At 36.7% G+C, this 22,351-nt stretch carries 17 protein-coding genes and 2 pseudogenes; 9 read left to right on the top strand and 10 right to left on the bottom strand.

The genetic code is table 11. From position 1 onward, the window contains the following. Positions 1-38 precede the first annotated feature (38 nt). Positions 39-257 (bottom strand): addiction module protein, encoded by a 219-nt coding sequence (locus tag FJR37_RS19495; protein ID WP_039200861.1) that lies wholly within the window; start codon positions 255-257, stop codon positions 39-41. A 184-nt stretch (positions 258-441) separates the two neighbouring features. Between FJR37_RS19495 and FJR37_RS19490 the strand changes: the two genes are divergently transcribed. The 6 genes from FJR37_RS19490 (at position 442) to FJR37_RS19465 (ending at position 7,507) form a co-directional block, all read left to right on the top strand. Beyond that, on the top strand, positions 442-2,565 hold the full coding sequence (locus FJR37_RS19490) for an ATP-dependent DNA helicase RecQ (RefSeq protein WP_168466885.1): 2,124 nt from the start codon (positions 442-444) through the stop codon (positions 2,563-2,565). A gap of 6 nt (positions 2,566-2,571) precedes the next feature. Then, positions 2,572-3,822, top strand: a complete 1,251-nt coding sequence (locus tag FJR37_RS19485; RefSeq protein ID WP_168466884.1) for a DNA-processing protein DprA — start codon at positions 2,572-2,574, stop codon at positions 3,820-3,822. 186 nt (positions 3,823-4,008) lie between these two features. Continuing rightward, entirely contained in the window at positions 4,009-4,263 is a 255-nt protein-coding gene (locus tag FJR37_RS19480; RefSeq protein WP_027404542.1) for a UPF0175 family protein, read from the top strand. 245 nt (positions 4,264-4,508) lie between these two features. Further along, complete coding sequence (gene tcmP, locus FJR37_RS19475; protein ID WP_168466883.1) at positions 4,509-5,798, top strand: three-Cys-motif partner protein TcmP; 1,290 nt, start codon at positions 4,509-4,511, stop codon at positions 5,796-5,798. Between the two features lie 82 nt (positions 5,799-5,880). Beyond that, on the top strand, positions 5,881-6,912 hold the full coding sequence (locus FJR37_RS19470; protein WP_168466882.1) for a radical SAM protein: 1,032 nt from the start codon (positions 5,881-5,883) through the stop codon (positions 6,910-6,912). Positions 6,913-7,030: 118 nt separating this feature from the next. Then, the gene (locus FJR37_RS19465) at positions 7,031-7,507 is read left to right on the top strand and encodes a DUF29 domain-containing protein (RefSeq protein ID WP_168466881.1); all 477 of its coding nucleotides are present in this window, start codon (positions 7,031-7,033) and stop codon (positions 7,505-7,507) included. Positions 7,508-7,540: 33 nt separating this feature from the next. Here FJR37_RS19465 and FJR37_RS19460 read toward each other — a convergent pair whose 3' ends face one another. The 6 genes and pseudogenes from FJR37_RS19460 to FJR37_RS19435 all read right to left on the bottom strand — a co-directional run bounded on the left by FJR37_RS19460 (position 7,541) and on the right by FJR37_RS19435 (position 13,882). Continuing rightward, positions 7,541-7,765, bottom strand: a complete 225-nt coding sequence (locus FJR37_RS19460) for a type II toxin-antitoxin system HicB family antitoxin (protein WP_039200867.1) — start codon at positions 7,763-7,765, stop codon at positions 7,541-7,543. Then, on the bottom strand, positions 7,762-7,989 hold the full coding sequence (locus FJR37_RS19455; RefSeq protein ID WP_168466880.1) for a type II toxin-antitoxin system HicA family toxin: 228 nt from the start codon (positions 7,987-7,989) through the stop codon (positions 7,762-7,764). The genes FJR37_RS19460 and FJR37_RS19455 overlap by 4 nt, the downstream gene beginning before the upstream one ends. Positions 7,990-8,183: 194 nt before the next feature. Continuing rightward, positions 8,184-9,596 (bottom strand): glycosyltransferase family 2 protein, encoded by a 1,413-nt coding sequence (locus tag FJR37_RS19450; RefSeq protein ID WP_168466879.1) that lies wholly within the window; start codon positions 9,594-9,596, stop codon positions 8,184-8,186. A 117-nt stretch (positions 9,597-9,713) separates the two neighbouring features. Next, positions 9,714-12,482, bottom strand: a complete 2,769-nt coding sequence (locus tag FJR37_RS19445; protein WP_168466878.1) for a bifunctional acetate--CoA ligase family protein/GNAT family N-acetyltransferase — start codon at positions 12,480-12,482, stop codon at positions 9,714-9,716. A 10-nt stretch (positions 12,483-12,492) separates the two neighbouring features. After that, positions 12,493-12,936, bottom strand: a complete 444-nt coding sequence (locus FJR37_RS19440) for a hydrogenase maturation protease (RefSeq protein ID WP_039204582.1) — start codon at positions 12,934-12,936, stop codon at positions 12,493-12,495. Between the two features lie 197 nt (positions 12,937-13,133). Next, positions 13,134-13,882, bottom strand: a pseudogene (locus tag FJR37_RS19435) (SDR family oxidoreductase). Between the two features lie 365 nt (positions 13,883-14,247). Here FJR37_RS19435 and FJR37_RS19430 point away from each other — a divergent pair. Further along, complete coding sequence (locus FJR37_RS19430; RefSeq protein WP_039204579.1) at positions 14,248-14,643, top strand: pentapeptide repeat-containing protein; 396 nt, start codon at positions 14,248-14,250, stop codon at positions 14,641-14,643. 615 nt (positions 14,644-15,258) lie between these two features. Here FJR37_RS19430 and FJR37_RS19425 read toward each other — a convergent pair. Continuing rightward, positions 15,259-16,161 carry an AAA family ATPase gene (locus tag FJR37_RS19425; RefSeq protein ID WP_168466877.1) on the bottom strand — a complete coding sequence of 301 codons (903 nt, stop codon included), beginning with the start codon at positions 16,159-16,161 and terminating at the stop codon, positions 15,259-15,261. 445 nt (positions 16,162-16,606) lie between these two features. On the opposite strand from FJR37_RS19425, the gene nifJ reads away from it, so the two are divergent. Continuing rightward, the gene (nifJ, locus tag FJR37_RS19420; protein WP_168466876.1) at positions 16,607-20,164 is read left to right on the top strand and encodes a pyruvate:ferredoxin (flavodoxin) oxidoreductase; all 3,558 of its coding nucleotides are present in this window, start codon (positions 16,607-16,609) and stop codon (positions 20,162-20,164) included. Between the two features lie 598 nt (positions 20,165-20,762). Beyond that, a complete protein-coding gene (locus FJR37_RS19415) occupies positions 20,763-21,494 on the top strand; it encodes a Uma2 family endonuclease (RefSeq protein ID WP_027400876.1) in 732 nt (243 codons plus the stop codon). 158 nt (positions 21,495-21,652) lie between these two features. On the opposite strand, the pseudogene FJR37_RS19410 reads toward FJR37_RS19415, so the two are convergent. Together FJR37_RS19410 and FJR37_RS19405 are read right to left on the bottom strand one after the other, a co-directional pair. Beyond that, positions 21,653-22,099: pseudogene (locus FJR37_RS19410) on the bottom strand (RidA family protein); the annotation flags it as partial. Between the two features lie 54 nt (positions 22,100-22,153). Beyond that, positions 22,154-22,351, bottom strand: a 198-nt coding sequence (locus tag FJR37_RS19405; protein ID WP_168466875.1) for a zinc ribbon domain-containing protein, incomplete at its 5' end; no start/stop codon positions are given.

Below are 22,351 nucleotides of genomic sequence, written 5' to 3'. Positions count from 1 at the left end.
GGCCTAACACGAGTGAAATTGTTATTAATACTTCTTATTTAATCTCTAATTGACGATTTAATTTCCTCCCATGTCATGACATCATCTGGATTTGTTTCATAATCAGTAATCCGACGATCAAGTTCTCGTTTTTGTGCTGTTGTTAAATCGGGATAAGCCTGTTCTGCTGCGATACTTCCTAAAATATCTTGTACAATCCGAATTCTATCGGCAATACTCAGGGCTTTGATTTCATTTAAAGTTACACTGATATCCATGTTAACTGACCTCAATAGGAAGATAAGGTATTTATCTATTTTCTAGGATAAGCGATCGCACAACAGATTGATTTATCTTAAGCATCGCATCACATCCCAAACATCGCTTCATCCTTATAGTAAGCATAAATATATTGATTGCCCCAATATAAATAGTGTTGGTTATCTTTTATGGTACAACAGTATGATAAGTAGATACTCAGCATATAAGACAACCATGCTCAGAGAAAAAGCATTATTTCTTCTACGTCAGGCTTTGAATAATCCAAACGCTGATTTTCGTGATGGACAATGGGAAGCTATTGAAGACTTACTACTGAACAAATCACGGTTACTCGTCGTTCAACGCACAGGTTGGGGAAAAAGTCTGGTTTATTTTTTAGCAACTCGCTTGTTACGAGATCAAGGCGCTGGTTGTACTCTTTTGATTTCCCCCCTTTTAGCATTAATGCGAAACCAAATTACAGCAGCACAACGTATTGGAGTCAAAGCCGAAACAATTAATTCTAGTAATACAGATAATTGGAAATTTGTCGAAACAAAGTTGTTAGCAAATCAAGTAGATATTCTACTAATTTCCCCTGAAAGATTAGCTAATGAGGAATTTAGAGAAAACATTCTTTTACCATTATCTCAAAAAATTGGATTATTTGTAGTTGATGAAGCTCATTGTATTTCTGACTGGGGACATGATTTTCGTCCTGATTATCGCCGCATTGTCAGAATTTTAGAAGGATTACCCAAAAATATTCCTATTTTGACTACAACCGCTACAGCTAATAACCGAGTAGTTGATGATATTAAAGCTCAATTAGGAGCAAATCTTCGTATTTCTAGAGGTGATTTAACTAGAAAAAGTTTGCGTTTACAAAACATTTATCTTCCTAGTCAAGCAGCAAGATTAGCTTGGTTAGCTCAACATTTGCCCCAGTTACCTGGAAGTGGTATTATTTACGCATTAACTGTAAGGGATGCTCAAAGAGTTGCTGATTGGTTAAAGACCCAAGGTATCAATGCTAAAGCCTATTATGGAGATTTAGATACTGAAGTTCGCATAGGATTAGAAGACGAATTACTGAATAATGAAATTAAAGCATTAGTCGCAACTACAGCTTTAGGAATGGGTTTTGATAAACCAGATTTAGGTTTTGTCATTCATTATCAAAGACCTAGTTCTGTTGTACATTATTATCAGCAAGTAGGTAGAGCCGGTAGAGCATTAGAAACAGCCTATGGTATTCTCTTGAGTGGTGATGAAGATGATGAAATTAATAATTACTTCATTAATACAGCATTTCCTCCAGAAATTCATACACAAAAAGTTTTGAATGAACTAGAAAAAGCTGTTGATGGTTTTTCTATTCCTCAATTAGAACAGCAACTCAATCTTTCAAGAGGACAAATTGATAAAGTTTTAAAAATTTTATCTCTGGAATTTCCTGCACCTGTAAGTAAACAATCTTCAAAATGGTATCTTAACCCAATAAATTATCAATACAATACTGAAAAAATTGAACTTTTAACACAAATTCGCCGACAAGAACAACTGCGAATGTTAGATTATATGCAAAGTCAACAATGCTTAATGGCTTTTTTAGCAACAGAATTAGATGATCCAAATCCAGAAGAATGTGGTAAATGTGCTATATGTTTGGGTAAGCCATTATTACCAGAAACTTTTGCAGATGAATTTGTAAATCAAGCAATTTTATATTTACGTCGGAGTAACCAAATTATTGAACCGCGCAAACAATGGCCACCACAAGCATTACTAAATTATAAATTTTCTGGAAACATTAGAGACAATTTAAGAGCAGAACCAGGAAAAACATTATCTCTATGGGGTGATGCAGGTTGGGGCGAATTAGTCAAGCGTGGAAAATATCAAGATAATCATTTTGATGATGCACTTGTACGGGCTACTGTTGAGATGATTCAACGCTGGAAACCTCAACCTTTACCCACCTGGGTAACGTGCGTTCCTTCCTTAAATCGTCTAAAACTTGTACCTAACTTCGCGCAAAGAGTAGCTGGGGAATTAGGCTTACCATTTAAACCTATTGTTCGCAAAATTCGTCAAACTCAGTTACAAAAAAATATGAGTAACAGTTATCAACAAGCTCATAATTTAGATGGATCTTTTGCAATTGATGCTTGGGAAGGCATGAGTGGTAATGTATTCTTAATTGATGATATGGTAGATTCCCGTTGGACTTTTACTGTCATTGCAGCACTTTTGCGTCATGCTGGAAGTGGATTAGTTTATCCTGTAGCATTAGCTCTTAATTCATTAGGTCAATCGGATTAGAAAATTATGTTAAATCATGTTCTACCACCAGATACTCAAGCAATTTTGCTGTTGTGTGCCAGTTTTGGACAAAATCGCCAAATTGAACCGCTACCCTTGACTCTGGGTGAATATAACTTGTTAACAGATTGGTTGCGAGAAAATCATAGGCGTCCAGCAGATTTATTGGAAATAACAGCAAAAGCAGAGTTACAAAAAATAACTAATAATAAACTTAATCCTGATAGGCTTGTAGGTTTATTACAACGGGGTGCAATGTTAAGTTTAGCAGTGGAAAAATGGACAAGTCGCGGTTTATGGATATTGGGACGCAGTGATGCTAAATATCCCAAGCGTTTTAAGCAAATATTGAAACATTCAGCCCCAGCGATTATTTATGGGGTTGGGAATGCAGAATTATTATCTTTAGGAGGACTAGCAGTTGTAGGTTCTCGTGATGTAGATGAGGATATTATTCACTACACACGCAGAGTTGCCCAAACTTGTTCTCAACAAAGCATACAGGTTATTTCTGGTGGTGCAAGGGGAATAGATCAAGAATCAATGTTAGGTATTTTGGATCATGGAGGAACGTCTGTTGGTGTATTAGCTGATAGCTTGACTAAAGCAGCAGTAAATAGTAAATATCGTTCTAGTATTCAAGAAGGTAGATTAACTTTAATTTCTAGCTATGATCCTGATGCTGGTTTTAATACAGGTAACGCAATGGGACGGAATAAATATATTTATAGTTTAGCAGATTATGCTTTAGTTGTTAATTCTACTTTTGGTAAAGGTGGAACTTGGTTTGGTGCAGTAGAAGCATTATCTAAACTGAAAGAAATTTCTGTATTTGTGAAAATGTCATCTCCAGTACCAGAAGGAAATCAGCAATTATATAATCAAGGTGCAAAACCATTTCCTTCAGAATTTGAAAATAGTAATTTGCGACAAATGTTAACAAAAAATATTGCTGATTTTGAACTTGTAAAAAATGAAGTAATGACAAAACAGCCAGAACAGAATGTTAATACTATTCCACAAGATTTAACAACTATTCCCAAAGATATTTATAATGTTGTTTTACCTGTAATTCTCAATCATTTACAGCAACCCCAGGATGCAAAATCTCTGGCAGACTCTCTACAAGTGAGAAAAGTACAGATGGATGATTGGTTAATAAGAGCTATAAATGAAGGGAAAATAATAAAAACAAAAATGGAAAAGCGAGTTGCTTATGTGGTTAATCAGGCAGATACTCAACTTTCTTTGTTATAATCAATAGGAAAATAAGGCATACACCTATTTTCTAGTGTAGGCGATCGCTTCATGCTTTGAGTTAATTTGAGGGTGCGATAGCGAAGCGCGACCTAGGAATCGCACCACAACCCAGATATCGCCGTATACTTTGAGTTAATCATGATCTTTGTTATTATTTTATAAACCTTTGCTGTACAATACATCATGTCTTTGCAACTCAAAATTAACTACCCTGAAACTTTACCTGATGCTGTTGGTAAAACTAGAGAACAGTTTGAACAAGAAGCAAAATGGGCTATGGCAGTTAAACTATATGAAATGAAACGTCTTTCTTCTGGTATGGCTGCGGCGTTACTGGGAGTAGAGAGAGTAACTTTTATTCTCAAATTAAATGATTATGGAGTGCCATTAATTGATTTAAGTGCAGAGGAATTATTATCAGATATAGAAAATGCCTAACACGAGTGAAATTGTTATTAATACTTCTTATTTCTAGGATAAGCGATCGCATAGCTCAAAACACTATTTTACCATTAACCTATTGGTTGACATTGGATTTATTTATCCTTATATATCGTTTTTATGTAAAAGTCTTATGTATCACAATATCAATTTTTGTGTATCAATTATATAGTATAATAATTTACTTGTTATAAATTTACTAGCAAGAAAGCTAAAAATCTTAATTTTAGGAGTTATGTAACATGAGTAGAACACAAGCCAACTGGAGTGCTGATGGAAGTTATCTGCCTCCAATAGATCCTCATACTAAAGCCAAGCACCAAATACTTGAAACATATCTTGAAAACCTGATTTTTACACTTTATGGAAAAGGTAGATATGGAGAAACAACATTTACTTTTATAGACGGGTTTTGTGGGGGTGGAATGTATGATGATAAAGATAATAATATTGAATGGGAAGGCTCTCCTATCAGGATTATAAAAGCTATTCGAGAAGGGTATAAAAAATCTAGGCGCAAGTATCCATTAAATGTGAAATTTATTTTTATAGACAATAATCAAAATCATTTGGATTGTCTAAAAAATTATTCAATGCCAAAAGCAGGTTTAGGAGAATTAGTTGATGAGCAATTGCATGAATACAACGGTGAATTTGGAAAGCTACTAGAAGAATGTGAATTCAGGTGTAGCGAATTTGAAAATTTAGTGAATGAATGTGTGTGGAAAATAGATATTCGTAAAGGTCACTCATTCTTTTTTCTAGACCCATTTGGCTGGACTGATGTTTCTATGAACAGCATTAATAAAATACAATCTCTCAAAGGTTCAGAGATTCTCTATACATATATGATTGATTATTTGAAGAGATTTATTATTGGAAAACAGGGACAAGATAAAATTACTTTTAATAAATTACTTGAAGCTGAAGGATATTATGAATCAGCCGATTTGAGTAGATTAGATAAAGTTGGAGAACAATGTTACTTCAGAAATGAATCCATGAGATTATTTAGGGACAAAGGTAATACTAAGTATGTATTTACTTTTTCACTTATTCCAAAAGGTGATGTGAGAGTTTTATATTATCTTATTCATCTCTCAAAAAATTTAACTGCGTTGGAAGTAATGAAAGAAACTTTCTGGAAAGAAAATAATTTAGTTTTTCAATATTATTTTGATTTATATGGATATGGTTTTAAAACAGCAGATTTTTATGAAGAAATGCAAACATCTCTAATGTTTAATATTACTAAAAACAGTTATGATTTTTGTTTAGAAAAATTGGACAATGAATTAGGTGAACTGATTCATAATAATCAAGATGGTATTAAATTTCGTGAAATTTGTCATGAAACTATGGAACGTAATCCTGCTAGTAAAGAGCATTATACAAGATATATAAATATACTTAGAAACGAGAAACAAATAGAAGTTTGGAGAAACGGTAAAATAGTTACAGGGAATAAAATTATTTTACAAAGAAATGATATAATAAAGCTAACTGGATTTAAACAGCTTTCATTTTTTTAGAAACTTAATGTTTTCCATAAATAGCTTCAGATGTGAGGGCTAAAATGCTAATTAACCTCTAAATAATATAGAAGTGTACACTATGTCAATTATCAAAGGCACTGAAAAAATTGCAAACCCTCTACAAAAAAGCGCTCTTAATAAAAAAGGGTTATGTGACTATGTAGTTAACGTCGCGTCAGGGTGTTTACATGGCTGTACTTTTTGTTATGTACCTTCAACCCCCGCAATTCGTACAAAGCAAGCGCAATTAAGAGAACAGGGAGTAAATGATCCTCAAATGGATTGGGGACAATATCTCTTTGTTCGTGAAGAAATACCTGAGCAATTAGCAAAAAACCTAACTCGTAAAACATCTTGGCACGAGACACCAGAAGGTAAAGGTGTAGTTCTTCTTTGTTCTGGTACAGATCCTTATCAAAACAAGCAAACTGCTAATGTTACTCGTGGTGCTGTTAAGGCTTTATTGCAAAATAACAAACGAATTAGGATTCTCACTCGTAGTCCTTTATGGCTGAATGACATTGATATTCTTAAAAATCCCAACGTCGTTGTTGGTATGAGTTTACCGTACTTAAGTGATGAACTAAGTCGGCAGATTGAACCTAATGCACCTTTGCCTTCTGAACGTTATAAAGCTTTAATCAAGGGTTATGAAGCTGGGTGTAGATTGTATGTTGCAGTTGCTCCTACTCCTCCCAGCATGACTTTAGATGATTTCAAAAAACATTTGTATGAAATAATGAAATTTAACCCAGAAGTCATCTTTTGGGAGCCTATTAATGCTCGTGGAACTAATGGCAAACGAATGATAGCTGCGGGATTAGAATTTACTACTTCCATTATGACTAGACACTCATGGGCAGAATACTTTAAACGACAGTGGAATGATATTGAAGAAGCCGCACAAGAAGTAGGCTGTTTAGATCGTCTTCATATTTGGCCTGATCCTGAATTAAGAGGTTATGTTGATGATGCTAAATTAGATAGTTGGTTGTATAGACCTACAGTAGAAAAGTGGGATAATCCCAAAATATCAACAACAAGAGTAAAATCTATTAAATCAGTTCGTAAAACATCTCAATTAGCTATGTTGACTAAGCATAGAGCATAATTAATAAGTGTTGCTAATAACATTTTTGTTTATCAATTAAGACGGAATGCAATGTTATTAGTTATAACTAAATTAAGCTAAAATAAAATAAAATAAATAGTAAAATCCTCGCCAGTATATGGTTACATCAACAGAACCAACAACTCAAACCTTATACGATCAAGACTATTACCTGTGGATAAGAACAACCATTAACCAACTTCGCACAGGACAATTTTCCGCTGTTGATTTAGAGAATTTATTAGAAGAATTAGAAACTATAGGTAGAAGTGAGAAGCGAGCAATTGAAAGTTTATTAACTAAGCTGCTTGTCCATCTACTAAAACTCAAATATTGGGATAGTGAAAGAGAACGTAATCAAGGATATTGGCTAGGGGAAATTAGGACATTTCGCAAACAGATTAAGAATTCTCTTAAAGATAGTCCTAGTTTGAAACCTTACATTTTAGAAATATTTGATGAATGTTATCAAGATGCTAGATTAGAAGCAAGCGATCGCTCACAACTTCCTCTTGACATATTTCCCATTATCCCCATTGGTTCATTAGAACAAATTTTAGATGATTGGTTGCCAATACAAAAAAATGAAGGATGAAATTTTGTACCAGTTGTGTAAATCTCGTAAAAATTAGGCTGCTGATAAAGACTTACCTAAAGTTTTTGGTTCTGGGAGGGGTTCACCATCTTGTAAACAAGATTCAATTAACATTTCCAAGACTTCCTGAGCATTTTCTAAAGCTTCTTGATATGTGTCTCCATGTGTATGACAAAACTCCCCCCATTCAGGCAGACTGACAACAAAACAATTATCTTCCTGAGACCATTGAATAATTACCGTGTAATGATAACTCATTCTTCTTCTTCCTCTTGAACCTTTTTAATTTCTTCTATTCTTTTGATAGCGTTATTAACGTCTTTTTCCTGATATTCTTTAGCATCTTTTCCATCTTTACCTGATATAGTAACTCTCCCAGTAAGTAAGGGATGATACCAGTTAGTATGGCTGCCTTTCCCCGTCCGACAGGTAAACCCAGCTTGAAGTAATAAGCTTTTTAATTCTCGGATTTTCTTGGGCATATCTCATACTAATGCACTACTAATTTAACCGCAAGTAGTATACAAGATGTAGGGATGAAGAAGATAAATATTAAGATTATTCACAAAAAAATGAAGGATGAAATTTTTGATCTTTCACCCTTCAAACTCTGTCCACAACACAGGTTTACTTGTAAATGGGCGTAGGCCCTGCGCCCCTACGGTTGATTATTTCCTTATTTCTCAACACCTGTATGGACAGTTTTTACCCATTTGAGGCGTTTTGGTCGGAAAGACATTCGCGCCGTTGTGCTACTCATAACTACTAACCAATGCAACATATATAAACTGCCGCGCAGGGTTTGTAAAAGTACCATTAAATAGGTAGATGGTTTAAATTGTTGATCGGAACGGACGTGCTTTAAACCGGCAAACATTCCTACTACTGACATTCCCAAAGATAAGCCAGTGACAGGACCTAATATGGGGGGACGATGACGAGCGATCGCCATTAAAATATCTGGTATTGCTGCTGTTGGCAAAATATACATTGTCACCATAAAGATCAACAAATCCCAGGTTTTCCTTGTCCCCATGCGGTTTTTGAGGATGAGATCCCAGTAGTCTAAATAACGTTGATAACCACCTTCTGCCCATCGGTTACGTTGATGCCAAAGGGCTGTAGCATTGGTTACCGCTTCTTCTTGCACTGGCGGATAAAAAACGCATTCAATATCCCATTTATCCAGATGTAAACGGATAGTTAAATCCAGATCATCAGTGATAGTTTCCTCATTCCAACCACCGCAACTTGCTAACGCTTGACGACGGACAAATTGACCATTACCTCGAAGTTCACCAATCCCACCAATAGCGGTACGCTGTTGTTGAAACCAAATATCCAACAACATTTCCGCCATTTGTCCCTTAGTCCAAAAATTTTCCTTAGCATTGGCGATCGCTTTACGCATTTGTACCGCCCCTACCCGTTCTTTTTGAAACAACGGAACTATTTGTAATAGCAAATCCGGTGTAACTTGGGCATCGGCATCAAATACAGCAATAATGTCTCCCTTTGTCAGCGGTAATACTTGATTTAATGCCCCCGATTTGCCGCCACTAGCGTCAGGATCACGCCTAAATACATTAAGTTGTTGATATTCTTGCTTGAGTTGGGCGAGTAATTGGGGTGTATTGTCCGTACTATTATCATCAATAATCCAGACTTCATATTGACCATTACCGTATTCCAAATTACACAAATTTTTGACTAATCTGGCAATTACCGCTTCCTCATTTTTAGCAGCCACTAACACAGAAACAAAAGGCAAATCTCCCTCTATTTCTTGGGAATGGTGACGGGGTTTGGCGAAAATAATCCCCAAAGCATGAATACCTAGCATTGTTGTTAGTCCCAGGACAAATATCGAACCCCAGGAAACTAAATGCAAGGTAATAGTACCACTCCAGACTATAGTTAAAACTAGAGCAGCTTTGCCTCTACGGCCTTTAAATCGGCTGGGTGGTAGAGACGCGGAATCCATCCTTACTTCTGATTCCTCATCTACTGATAGGTCAGTAAAGATAGAGTCAAGGGGATCAGAGTTTCCGTTATAAGCATCATTTTCAGGACAGGAATTCGCCGGCATAGGTTACATAATTCAAAAACATCTATGCTATGTAGCTTTTATTTACAGACTAATACTGTAACAGATTACTGGCTACCTAATTAAAACTTGCTGAAAAATTTTTTCAGCAACCCCCATTTAAAGTTTAATTTCTGCCCTCAATATTGTTGCATCACTTGTATTTGTGATTTGGAACCCAAGTTTCTCACATACTCGCTGCATACCTGAATTGTCAGCTAAAATATCAGCATAGATACAGCAACTTCTCTCGTTTTTACCAACTTCTAACAATCTGCGGAGTAATTCTGTCCCTAAGCCTTGATCTTGAAATTTGTCGCTCACTAGCATCGCAAATTCTGCCGCATTACTACCATGTAATTTAGTTAATCTTCCTACTGCTAAAATCTCCCTATTTTCTGTTTCGGGATTTTGGTATTCTGCAACTAAAGCCATTTCTCGATCATAGTCAATAAAGCATATTCGTGTTAGTCGTTCATGGGTAATGCGTTGACTCAATTTAATGAGATGGAAATAGCGGAAATAAACACTTTCTTCTGATAAGGTCTTGTGAAATTCTACCATTAAAGGTTCATCTTCGGGACGAATAGGACGAATAGTAATTGGTGTACCATTGTTCAATTTCCAATTACTAATATATTGACTAGGATAGGGACAGATAGCTAATTTTGGTAATTGATGTTTTTCCACATCAGCAGAATGTAAAACTATCCGCGCATCTAAGGCAATTAATCCTCCAGGATGTATAGGAGTGGGAGGAATAGCCAACAGCGGATTAATATCAATTTCTTTAATCCCAGGTTGTTCCACAACTAATTGACTAAATTCTACCATTAATTGTTCAAGAGCAGCAATATCAATACTTTTCCGTCCTCTGACCCCTTGCAAGGCTTTGTAAATTTTAGTTTGTTCCATCATTCGCCGGGCTAGGGTAGTATTAAGAGGCGGCAGGGCAATAGAACTATCTTGAAAAACTTCCACCAATTGTCCTCCAGCACCAAATAATAATACTGGTCCAAATTGGGGATCTAAACTACTACCAATAATCAATTCATAGCCATCAGTTTTGATCATTGGTTGTACAGTTACACCCAAAAAATCTTCCGCTTTGGCTTTCTCTTTTACGGATTTTTGAATATTTTGAAAAGCACATTTTACCGATTCTGCATTTTTCAAATTTAATTGCACACCACCCACATCAGTTTTATGGGTAATTGTCTGAGAATAAAGTTTTAAAACTACCGGATAACCCAAATTTTCTGCACATTCAACCGCTTTATCCACAGTTTCCGCAATGCAACCAGCCACCACAGGGATACCGTAAGCGGCTAAAATTTCCTTAGATTCAAATTCCGTGAGAATTGTTCTTCCTGCTGTTTTTGCAGCTTGAATAATATTTTCTACTTTAGCACAATTGCGAGTATTCACATCACAAATTAATGTTGGTAAAACCGGAGTTTCATAAATACCGCGCAGGTTATAACTGGACTTCCACATATAACTAAATACTCGCGCTGCTGTATCAGGATAAGCATAAGTGGGAATACCTTGATTGTTAAGAATTTGTTCTCCCTCGGCTATATCTACACCACCCATCCAACTAGCTAAAATTGGTTTATTTGACATTTGTGCGTAGGGTTTTAGTTGTGCCGCTGTTTGGGTAGGATCTGTCATTGATTGGGGTGTTAAAATCACTAATAAACCATCACTATTGGGATCTTGTGCCGCAATTTCTAAGGCTTTTGTATAACGTTGGGGGTCAGCATCCCCTAAAATATCAATAGGATTATTATGACTCCATTGCGGTGGTAAAATGTCATTTAAGGAAGTCATTATTTCTGGAGAAATTGCTGCTAATTCTCCTCCACTTTCAATTAATGTATCCGTTGCTAATACTCCCGGACCGCCAGCATTAGTTAAAATTGTTAGCCGGGGACCTTGGGGACGGGGTTGTTTTGCTAATACTTCCGACATATCAAATAAATCAGAAATACTATTGACTCGTAACACCCCACAACGGCGAAAAGCTGCATCTAAAACAGCATCACTTCCTGCTAATGATCCTGTGTGAGAAGCGGCTGCTTTAGCTGCGGCTGGTGTCCGACCAGCTTTAATCACAATTATCGGTTTTGTTAAAGCCACTTCTCGCGCTGCTGATAGGAAGGAACGCGCATTCCCAATGGATTCCATATAAATTATAATACTTTTAGTCTGGGGGTCATCACCAAGATAATAAATTAAATCTCCCCAACTAATATCTAACATTGAACCAATGGAAATAAAGGCACTAAAACCCACATTTTCTTGAAAACTCCAGTCTAGAATTGCTGTACATAAAGCTCCACTTTGACTAATAAAACCAACATTTCCCGGACGCGCCATTTTACTGGCAAAGGTAGCATTTAAACCAGAAATTGGATTCATTACTCCTAAACAATTAGGACCGATAATTCTAATTTTTCCTCTTTGTGCTTGTTGGATAATTTCCTGTTCTAAAGCGATACCTTTTTCACCTATTTCTTTAAATCCAGCAGAAATAATAATTGCTCCTTTAATTTCAGCATCAACGCTATCAGAAATAATTTTTGGGACTGTAGATGCAGGGGTAGCAATAACAGCTAAATCTATTTTTTCAGGAACATCGAATATAGTAGAATAAGCTTTAATTCCTAATATACTAGAATGCTGAGGATTAATGGGAAAAACTGTTCCTCCAAAGGGATTAGTGATTAAGTTCCAAAGTAGATTTCGTCCCACACTTCCGGGTTTTTCACTTGCACCAATGACAGCAACAGTGTTAGGTGCGAAAATGGCATCTAATGGGTTTAATTTCTCTGGATAAAAGATATTGTAAGGCTTGTTGGTGATTGGTTTGATAGGTGCTTCCATGACTATCCTTTTATTTGCTTGTATTGAGAATTTGCATAATTGTAACTATGGCGATCGCTATACCTTTTTCTGCTGTTGGTGAAATGCGATCGCTTAGTTCAAAATTCACTCCTGGAACTGAGATTAACCACGCTGGGGGACAATAACCATGGAGGATTTGAGAAAGAGCAAGTAGCGATCGCGGATTACTGATATGGGTATTAATAGTATTCAACTCAGAGGGTAATAATAATTGTACCTGCACCTGACTAGATTGGGAATTGATACAAGCATCAACAAAAATTGCTAATTTGACATTTGCTAAAGGTGCAGCTAATTCTGGTGTCAATTGATGAATTGCAATAGATTGTACAGATGATAAACGACAATGTTTTATAGCTTTTGCTACTTGTTGTCCAATGGCATCATCACCACGTAAATCATTGCCATAACCAATCACCAATGTAGTTACCATAATTTTTCAACTCTTTTGATCTAAGCTGTTACGCAGCTAAAGTTAATAATTCTAAAATAGTTAGAGCTTGTGGTGCGGGCATCTTGCCCGCTAGACTTATACAAATTAAATGCACAGCAGCTTAGTACAAAACGGCATTTTTAATTTCCCTCCTAAATGGTTTTGAAAAATACATAAATTGTTATTTTTGTAGTCATTTACTGAGCCATAAAACCACCGTCTATGACAAGGTGTTCTCCCGTAATAAAGGAAGCCTGATCTGAACAAAGAAAAACTACTGCATTAGCAACTTCTTCTTCTTTTCCGACTCTACCCATGGGATGTTTGTTAATAAACTCTCGATAAAACGGAATAGAAAAGAAAGGACGAGCCAGATCTGTATCAATCACCCCCGGACATACTGCATTAACACGAATATTTGATTGGGCAACTTCTAAAGCTACTGTTTTAGTGAAGCCTAATACCGCGTGTTTACTAGCTGTGTAAAGATGTGTAGGAGATAAACCAGTTAACCCCAAAATTGAAGCACAATTAACAATTGTTCCCCCTCCCTGCTTTAACATTTGAGATATTTCGTATTTCAAGCAAAGAAATACACCTTTAACATTGACATTAAAGACTTCTTCATAATTTTCAACGGTTTCTTCTGTAATTGGATTGACAGTCAAACAACCGGCATTGTTAAAAGCACAATCAAGACGACTATAGATTTCAACGGTTTTTTCTATTAAGTTTTTAACCTGTTCTTCTTGAGTAACATCAGTTTGAATAAAAAGACCTTCTCCACCTGCTTTTTTGATTAATTCAACAGTTTCTCCCCCTTCCTTAACCTACGGGCAGCAACCACAACTTTTGCCCCTTCTTTAGCAAAGGCGACTGCTGTGGCTCGACCAATACCAGAACTAGCACCTGTGACTAAAACAACTTTATTTTCAAAGTTTTTCATGGTTCATATCTCCTTAACGAATTTTTTTTAATAGGATAAGCATTTGGATACACAATTAATTTTGCATAGCTACTTAAATTGGGGATTTGTTTTACCATTCTATATTTGTAGATAAGTTTGGGTATCCGTGTAATTATAAAAAGTTTTTTACTAACCAAGTTCCACCAAAAGGCATAATTGTAAGTTTGCAAGTGGTATGAACATCAATTAATTTGCATGAGAATAAACCAAAACCAAAATTTAAGATTAAACTGAAAACAAACTTATGTAAACATAGCCTGTATTTTCTGCATATTGGTTATAATATAAATGTAGATAATATCGGAAATTCCGTAAAAAATTTAGATAAATTGTGAGGCTGCTCTATGCCTGAAGTTAATTTTCAACAGTCAATTAATAGTGCTGCTACGATTGTAGGAGAATATGCAGTCGGAAAAAGAGACTTTGAAAAAGCAGAATTAGGAGAAGCTAATCTACAAAATTTTGACTTGAAAGGCTCTAATTTCAGTTATGCCGATTTAAGCACAGCTAACCTCAGCGGTGCCAATCTACGAGGATGTGATTTGAGTTTTGCTGATTTAAGTGAAGCTAATTTAGAAAATGCAGATTTGCGAGGAGCAATGTTATTTTCTGCAAATTTACGTACAGCTAATTTACAGGGGACGCATTTAGAAAAAGCGGATTGTGATCATAATACCCGGTTTCCCGCAAATTTTGACCCTATTGTAGCAGGTGTAAACATGAGTGAAAACTCGGCATAGATACTGATGCGGCTGCTATAGCCGCTTATTATCTATACTGACAATCTTATAAATTGTTATAAATAGCCTACTATACCACTTGATAATTACAATAGCATATTTTATCAATCTTTGCAAATTTTAATTTTATAACTTAATTTTTCCCTGGAAATACTTTAGTTAAATCTAAAATTAATTCAGGGAAAGATGGAAATTTTACAGACTCATTAGGGAGAATAATTGATTTGTGACGATAGCCAAATTGTAACTGTTCACATCCCCCCCCATTTTCAGGGTAAGTATAGACAATCTTAGAGGTATGTTAGAGGAAGTGATAGCGATCGCTTGACAATCAAGACAGTCTCTACAAGAGCGATAGCGAAGCGCACCGAATATGGTAATAGTGGCTAAGATTCCCATTTTCAAACAAATACCCATAAATAAGGTGCGTTACCTTTCATTAACGCACCCTACAAGATCAGCTAATAACGTCAAAAAGATGATTGATATATGGTTATTAGGCGTTGCTGAATTGAGGTATGAAACTCAAACATTCTATTTCTCAAACTCTTACTCTCTGCGTCCTCTGCGCCTCTGCGTGAGAAAAAATCATACCTTTATTCACCAACGCCGTTATTAAATATCCTCCCAGGTAATTGTCATCATCATTTCCTTATTAACATCGGTTATTTTAACTAATCTATTAGCTTGTCTTTCAATTGTTTTTTCAAAAATATTCCTGACAAGTCTACCATTTCCAAAACTTTTGTTTTTTTCAGAATATAACTTTGTGAAGTGTTTCAGAAGTTTTTCTTTACCTCTTGGGGTTATTCTATAATGTTGTTGCTTACATATTCCCTCAAAAATATTTAATAGTTCTTCTGGTTTATAATCTTCAAAATAAAAATATCTATTAAATCTCGACTGTAACCCTGGATTAGCATTAATAAATATTGACATCTCATCACTATAACCAGCGACAATCACAACCACCCTATCTCGATAGTCTTCCATTCTTTTGAGTAAAGTATCTATCGCTTCTTGTCCAAAATCTTTCCCTGAATCTGCTGGTGCTAGTGCGTAAGCTTCATCAATAAATAATACTCCATCTAATGCTGAATTTACAACTTCATCTACTTTTAAAGCTGTTTGTCCAACATAACCTGCAACCAAACCTGATCTATCAGTTTCTACAATATGGCCTTTAGCAAGTATACCTAGTTCTCTATATATTTCACCCATTAAACGTGCAACTGTGGTTTTACCAGTTCCCGGAGGTCCACAAAATACTGAATGTAGGGAAATAGAAATATTTGGTAAACCTTGTTCCTGACGCATTTTCTGAACTTTGAGAAAATTGATAAAAGTGTTAATATCATTTTTGACATTTTCCATTCCCACAAGGTGATTTAACTTAGTGATAACATCATCTAAACATTGAGATTGAGAATTACTTTGACTGTTATTCTTTCCAAATATATTTAACTCACTCTTTAGGCGTAATAGTTCAATTTCAATTTCAGGATCTCGATAAGTCATAATTGATATTGATTGAGTGTTAATACAGGTGATTAACTTTAAATTATACTGTAAAACCTTGGATAACTGTCAACTATCTTGCCCAAAAATGTCCCGCACCTCTACCCCATGACAATCATCAAACTTTGATCAATCAAAGATGATAGATATTGAGTACAACATTAATATTGATATATCTAGGAGATTTACTATTTGCTATAATTAAAATATTGGCTAAAAGTCAGAATAATTCATGAGTAATAATTGATAATTAATAAAACTGTAGAAAATATCACAAATTAACTTCCTGACTTTAGCTGTTTTCAATGCTTATCTTTTTGGTTTCTCTGCATAGATTAGTAAGGTGCGTCAGACGTTAAATCATACTTAAATTCGACTATTTATCAATCTGACGCACCCTACGGGAAATTGAAACAACCACCAAAAGAGACACAGAAGGAAAATCATGCCCAAATCTTATGCCACAATTGATGGTAACGAAGCCGTTGCCCGTGTAGCTTACAAATTGAATGAAGTAATTGCTATTTATCCTATCACTCCATCTTCAAATATGGGTGAATGGGCTGATGCTTGGATGTCGGAAAATAAACCAAATCTTTGGGGAACTGTTCCCAGTGTTACCCAAATGCAAAGCGAAGGAGGGGCTGCTGCTGCTGTCCATGGGGCATTACAAACGGGGGCATTAAGTACAACTTTCACCGCTTCTCAGGGATTATTATTAATGATTCCTAACTTGTACAAAATTGCCGGAGAATTAACCAGTTTTGTTATTCATGTTTCTGCCCGTTCTTTAGCTACTCATGCTTTATCTATTTTCGGTGATCATAGTGATGTTATGGCTGCAAGGGCGACTGGCTTCGCTTTTTTGTGTTCAGCTTCTGTGCAGGAAAGTCATGATTTCGCTTTAATTTCTCATGCGGCAACATTAGAAGCAAGAGTGTCATTTATGCACTTTTTTGATGGGTTTAGAACTTCCCATGAAGTGCAGAAAGTTGAGTTGTTATCTGATGAGGATTTACAAGCTTTTATTCCCCAATCTTTAGTATTTGCACATCGTCAACGGTGCTTAACTCCAGATAAACCAGTATTACGAGGAACAGCACAAAATCCTGATGTTTATTTTCAATCTCGTGAAGGTGCAAACCCTTATTATGATGGTTGTGCTGATATTGTTCAAACAATAATGGATAAATTTGGAGAACGCACAGGCAGATATTACAAACTCTATGAATATCATGGCGCACCTAACGCAGAAAGAGTAATTGTAATTATGGGTTCTGGTTGTGAAACTGTCCATGAAACTGTGGATTATCTCAACAATCAAGGGGAAAAAGTCGGAGTTATCAAAGTGAGGCTTTTCCGTCCTTTTGATGTTGCCAGATTTATAGAAGCATTACCAAATAGTGTTAAATCTATTGCTGTCCTTGATAGAACAAAAGAAGCTGGAAGTGCAGGAGAACCTTTATATTTAGATGTAGTGACAGCTATTTATGAAGGTTGGAAAAAAACTACATTCCCGAAAATTGTGGGGGGAAGATATGGACTGTCTTCTAAGGAATTTACTCCGGCAATGGTGAAGAGTATTTTTGATAATCTGACTCAACTTAAACCCAAAAATCATTTCACAATTGGGATTAATGATGATGTCACTTTCACTTCTTTGAATTTTGATGCCAATTTCTCTACAGAACCAGATCATGTGGTTCGGGCAATGTTCTATGGTTTAGGTTCAGATGGTACAGTAGGGGCAAATAAAAACTCCATCAAAATCATCGGGGAAGGCACAGAAAATAACGCCCAAGGTTACTTTGTTTATGATTCTAAAAAGTCCGGTTCTATGACAGTTTCTCATTTACGGTTTGGAACTGGAACAATTCGCTCAACTTACCTCATAGACAAAGCTAATTTTATCGGTTGTCATCATTGGGGATTTGTGGAAACTATTGATATTTTAAAAGCTGCTGCACCGGGAGCGACTTTGTTGTTAAATAGTCCTTATGATGCTGATAATGTTTGGGAAAATCTACCTTCAAAAGTTCAACAGCAAATTATTGACAAGAACCTGAAAGTTTATACTATTAATGCTAGTCAAGTGGCAAAAGATAGTGGTATGGGACACAGAATTAACACTATCATGCAGGTGTGTTTCTTTGCTTTAGCGGGGGTATTGCCAGAAAGAGAAGCGATCGCTAAAATCAAACAAGCCATAGAAAAAACCTATGGTAAAAAAGGCGCGGAAGTTGTCAAGATGAATTTAAAAGCCGTAGACAACACCCTAGAAAATCTGCATTCTGTAAATGTAGAGACGTTCCATGGAACGTCTCTACAAAATAACGCAAGATTTCTACAAAATAATGCACCTAAATTTGTCGAGAATGTTCTTAGCAAAATCATGGTTTGGGAAGGTGATGATTTACCTGTAAGTGCGTTACCTGCTGACGGAACTTTCCCCAGTGGAACTGCAAAATGGGAAAAACGCAACGTTGCGGAGGAAATCCCCGTTTGGGAGGCTGATGTCTGCGTTCAATGCGGTAAATGTGTGATGGTTTGTCCTCACGCTGCTATTCGCGCCAAAGCTTATCAATCCAGTGAGTTAGTCAACGCACCCATATCTTTTAAGTCCACTAATGCCAAAGATAAGAGCTTTGCTAATCAGAAATTTACCATTCAGGTAGCCCCAGAAGACTGTACAGGCTGTGAAATTTGTGTGAGTGTCTGTCCTGCCAAAAACAAGGCAGAACCCACCCTCAAGGCGATTAATATGAGTCCCCAGTTACCGTTGCGGGAACAGGAACGGGAAAACTGGAATTTCTTTTTGAGTTTACCAAATCCAGACCGGAAAACTTTGAAAGTAAGCCAAATTCGTCAGCAGCAATTACAAGAACCGTTGTTTGAATTTTCCGGTGCTTGTGCTGGTTGTGGAGAAACGCCCTACCTTAAATTATTAACACAATTGTTTGGCGATCGCTCACTCGTTGCCAACGCCACCGGCTGTTCTTCCATTTACGGTGGAAATCTCCCCACAACTCCTTGGAGTCAAAACGCTGACGGTAGAGGTCCTGCATGGTCTAATAGTTTATTTGAAGATAACGCCGAATTTGGTTTTGGTTATCGTTTATCTATAGACAAACAAGGGGAATTTGCAGGAGAATTATTGTCACAATTAAGTAGTGAAATTGGCGATAATTTAGTTAATGCCATTCTCAAAGCTGAACAAAAAACCGAAGCTGATATTTGGGACCAACGGGAAAGAATTGTCATTCTCAACCACAAATTAGCTGAGATTGCGGAAACTATAAAAGACGCAAATCTCAAATCCAAAATCCAAAATCTCAAATCCTTAGCTGATTATTTAGTCAAGAAAAGTGTGTGGATAGTTGGGGGTGATGGTTGGGCGTATGATATAGACTTTGGTGGAATTGATCATGTGATTTCCACAGGACGCAATGTGAACATTTTGGTAATGGATACAGAAGTTTATTCTAACACTGGAGGACAATCTTCTAAAGCCACACCAAAAGCCGCAGTTGCTAAATATGCAACTGGTGGAAAACCCGCACCCAAGAAAGATTTGGGTTTAATGGCCATGACTTATGGTAATGTTTATGTGGCGAGTGTAGCGTTAGGTGCGCGTGATGAACATACACTCAAAGCATTTTTAGAAGCGGAAGCCTTTGACGGTCCATCAATCATTATTGCTTACAGTCATTGTATTGCTCACGGGATTGATATGACCAAAGGTTTACATCAGCAAAAGGCTCTAGTAGACTCAGGAAGATGGTTGTTATATCGCTATAATCCAGCATTACAAGAACAGGGTAAAAATCCCCTACAATTGGATATGAAAGCACCTTCTGAATCGGTGGAGAAGTCAATGTATCAAGAGAACCGATTTAAGATGTTGACGAAAAGTAAACCGGAGGTTGCCAAGTTGTTGCTAGAACAAGCGCAAATGGAAGTTAATGCTAGATGGGAAATGTATCAATATTTAGCGAATAGGTAAAGGTCTTCCTAAGTAGGGTGTTTGAAAAGTATTAGATGAAACCGATAATCTTCAGAAACCTAACCCCCCTTCCCTACCTCTCCCTAACCCTCTCCTAAGAGGAGAGGGAAAAGGAATAACAGGCGTTGCTGAATCGAGGTATGAAATTTCCAAATTGAACCTTTAAAAATCAAACCTCAGTGCGTCTACTCTTCGAGATCACGAAGCGTGATTGCGCCTTTGCGTGAGACTAAAATTCATACCCTTAATCAGCAACGCCGAATAACATTTAATACTGGAGAGGTTTACCAGAGGGGCTTATTTTGCCAAAGATTATCAATTTACTTCTGTGGAAGTGAAAGAAAAAACATTTCGGTCCGAGAGAAATGAAGTTAATCCTCTTCTGTCAGATTGGGAAAATTCAATACCTGGGAGGTTTATGGAGCTTTGGTTTTGACATTTTATGCAGCAATTTTATTTTTTAATACATAAAAAAAGTGCCAACCCTTGATGAAATAAGAGTTACAAAAAATGGATTCAATTATTGTTTTCCGAGAGTGACATAACAGGGTTAACTAGTTAAACTAGAATTTACAACCTGAATACAGGAAAACCCATCATGATTATTGCTACCCAAGCATACCAAATCACTTGGGAAAAACTACCCGATGATTACATTCTCCCAGATGATCCAGTGGACAACATCTACCAACCAGCCCAAGCCGCTGCCCTGACTGAAAGCCTCCAACTAGCCGGTAAACTTCCCCCAAATTGCCTCACACCGACTAACTACGGTATCTGTGCCACCGTCAATAGCAAAATTGTCATTAAAGCTCCTGATTGGGCTTATATACCCGAAATTCGCGTCACGAAGCAAGAAGTCTTTCGTAGTTATACACCCCAAATACAGGGAGATATTCCCGTAATAGTGATGGAATTTATTTCTGATACAGACGGAACAGAATATTCCAGTAAACCTACTTATCCCCCTGGAAAATGGTTTTTCTATGAAAAAATCTTAAAAGTACCTAATTACGCCATTTTTGAACCAGATAGCGGTAGTTTAGAATTTTATCAGCTAAACTCTAATACAGGTTTGTACACCTTACAAAATCCTCATGAAAACCAACGTTACTGGATAGAGGAAATGAACCTTTACTTGGGAGTGTGGGAAGGGACAAGGGAAAACCTCACTAGTAAATGGTTAAGATGGTGGGACGAACAGGGAAATTTGCTGTTGTGGAGTTCAGAATTAGTAGAACAAAAACAACAAGAGATAGAACAACAAAAACAACGTGCTGACAAATTAGCTGCCCAATTAAAAGCATTAGGTATCGAACCAGAAAAATAAAAGTAGAGTGGGCATTGCCCACAGGATATACTGCAAACGGTTCATAGTTTAACCAAATATGAAACCCCTCTCCAAACCTCTCCCCGCAACGGGGAGAGGCTTTGAAGCTTGTTCTTTGTATGATAAAAAAGTCCAGTTTCTAGCCGTTTTGAGTATAATTAACCACCAATAACAGCAATACAATCAATTTCTACCAACACATTTTTAGGTAAACGGGAAACCTCCACACAAGCACGCGCAGGGGCGGTATCTTCGGAAAAATATTTTGCATAAACCGCATTGACAGCGGCAAAATCATTCATATCAGCTAAAAATACACCAGTTTTTACCACATCTGCAAATGTAGCTCCTGCTTCTGTCAGGATAGCTTCAATATTTTTCATTACCTGTTCAGTTTGCTTGACTACATCTTCGGTGTAGACAACATCACCTAAACGGGGATCTATGGCAATTTGTCCAGCTACAAACAACATTTGCCCAGAAGCGAGAATTGCTTGATTGTATGGTCCAACTGGTGCAGGGGCTTTATCGGTACGGATTACTTTACGAGTCATATATATCTCTTTTGGCTCTTTTGTTAATGGTGTTTCTGGTTTACCGAATTGTGACATACTCCACACACTCCCTTTCAGGTGAGTGTGGGCTTCTCAGCGACTCTTCTATGAAGACATTGACTGAGCTTTAAGACCGCGTGTCCCACGGTTCTTGATAATCATAGCCGCGTTCAAGTCCCTACACAAACTCCCATGACATACAGGGCAGTTGTGCATTCTTTGAGATAGCGGCTTTTTAACTTTGTTACCACAACTAGAACATTCTTGGCTTGTCCCGTTGGGATTTACAGCAACTACCTTCAG

It is taken from the genome of Aphanizomenon sp. UHCC 0183 (genome assembly GCF_009712065.1).
Classification (GTDB): Bacteria; Cyanobacteriota; Cyanobacteriia; order Cyanobacteriales; family Nostocaceae; genus Dolichospermum; species Dolichospermum heterosporum.
Note: the sequence above shows the minus strand (reverse complement) of the source record. Positions and strands in the feature narration are given on the sequence as shown.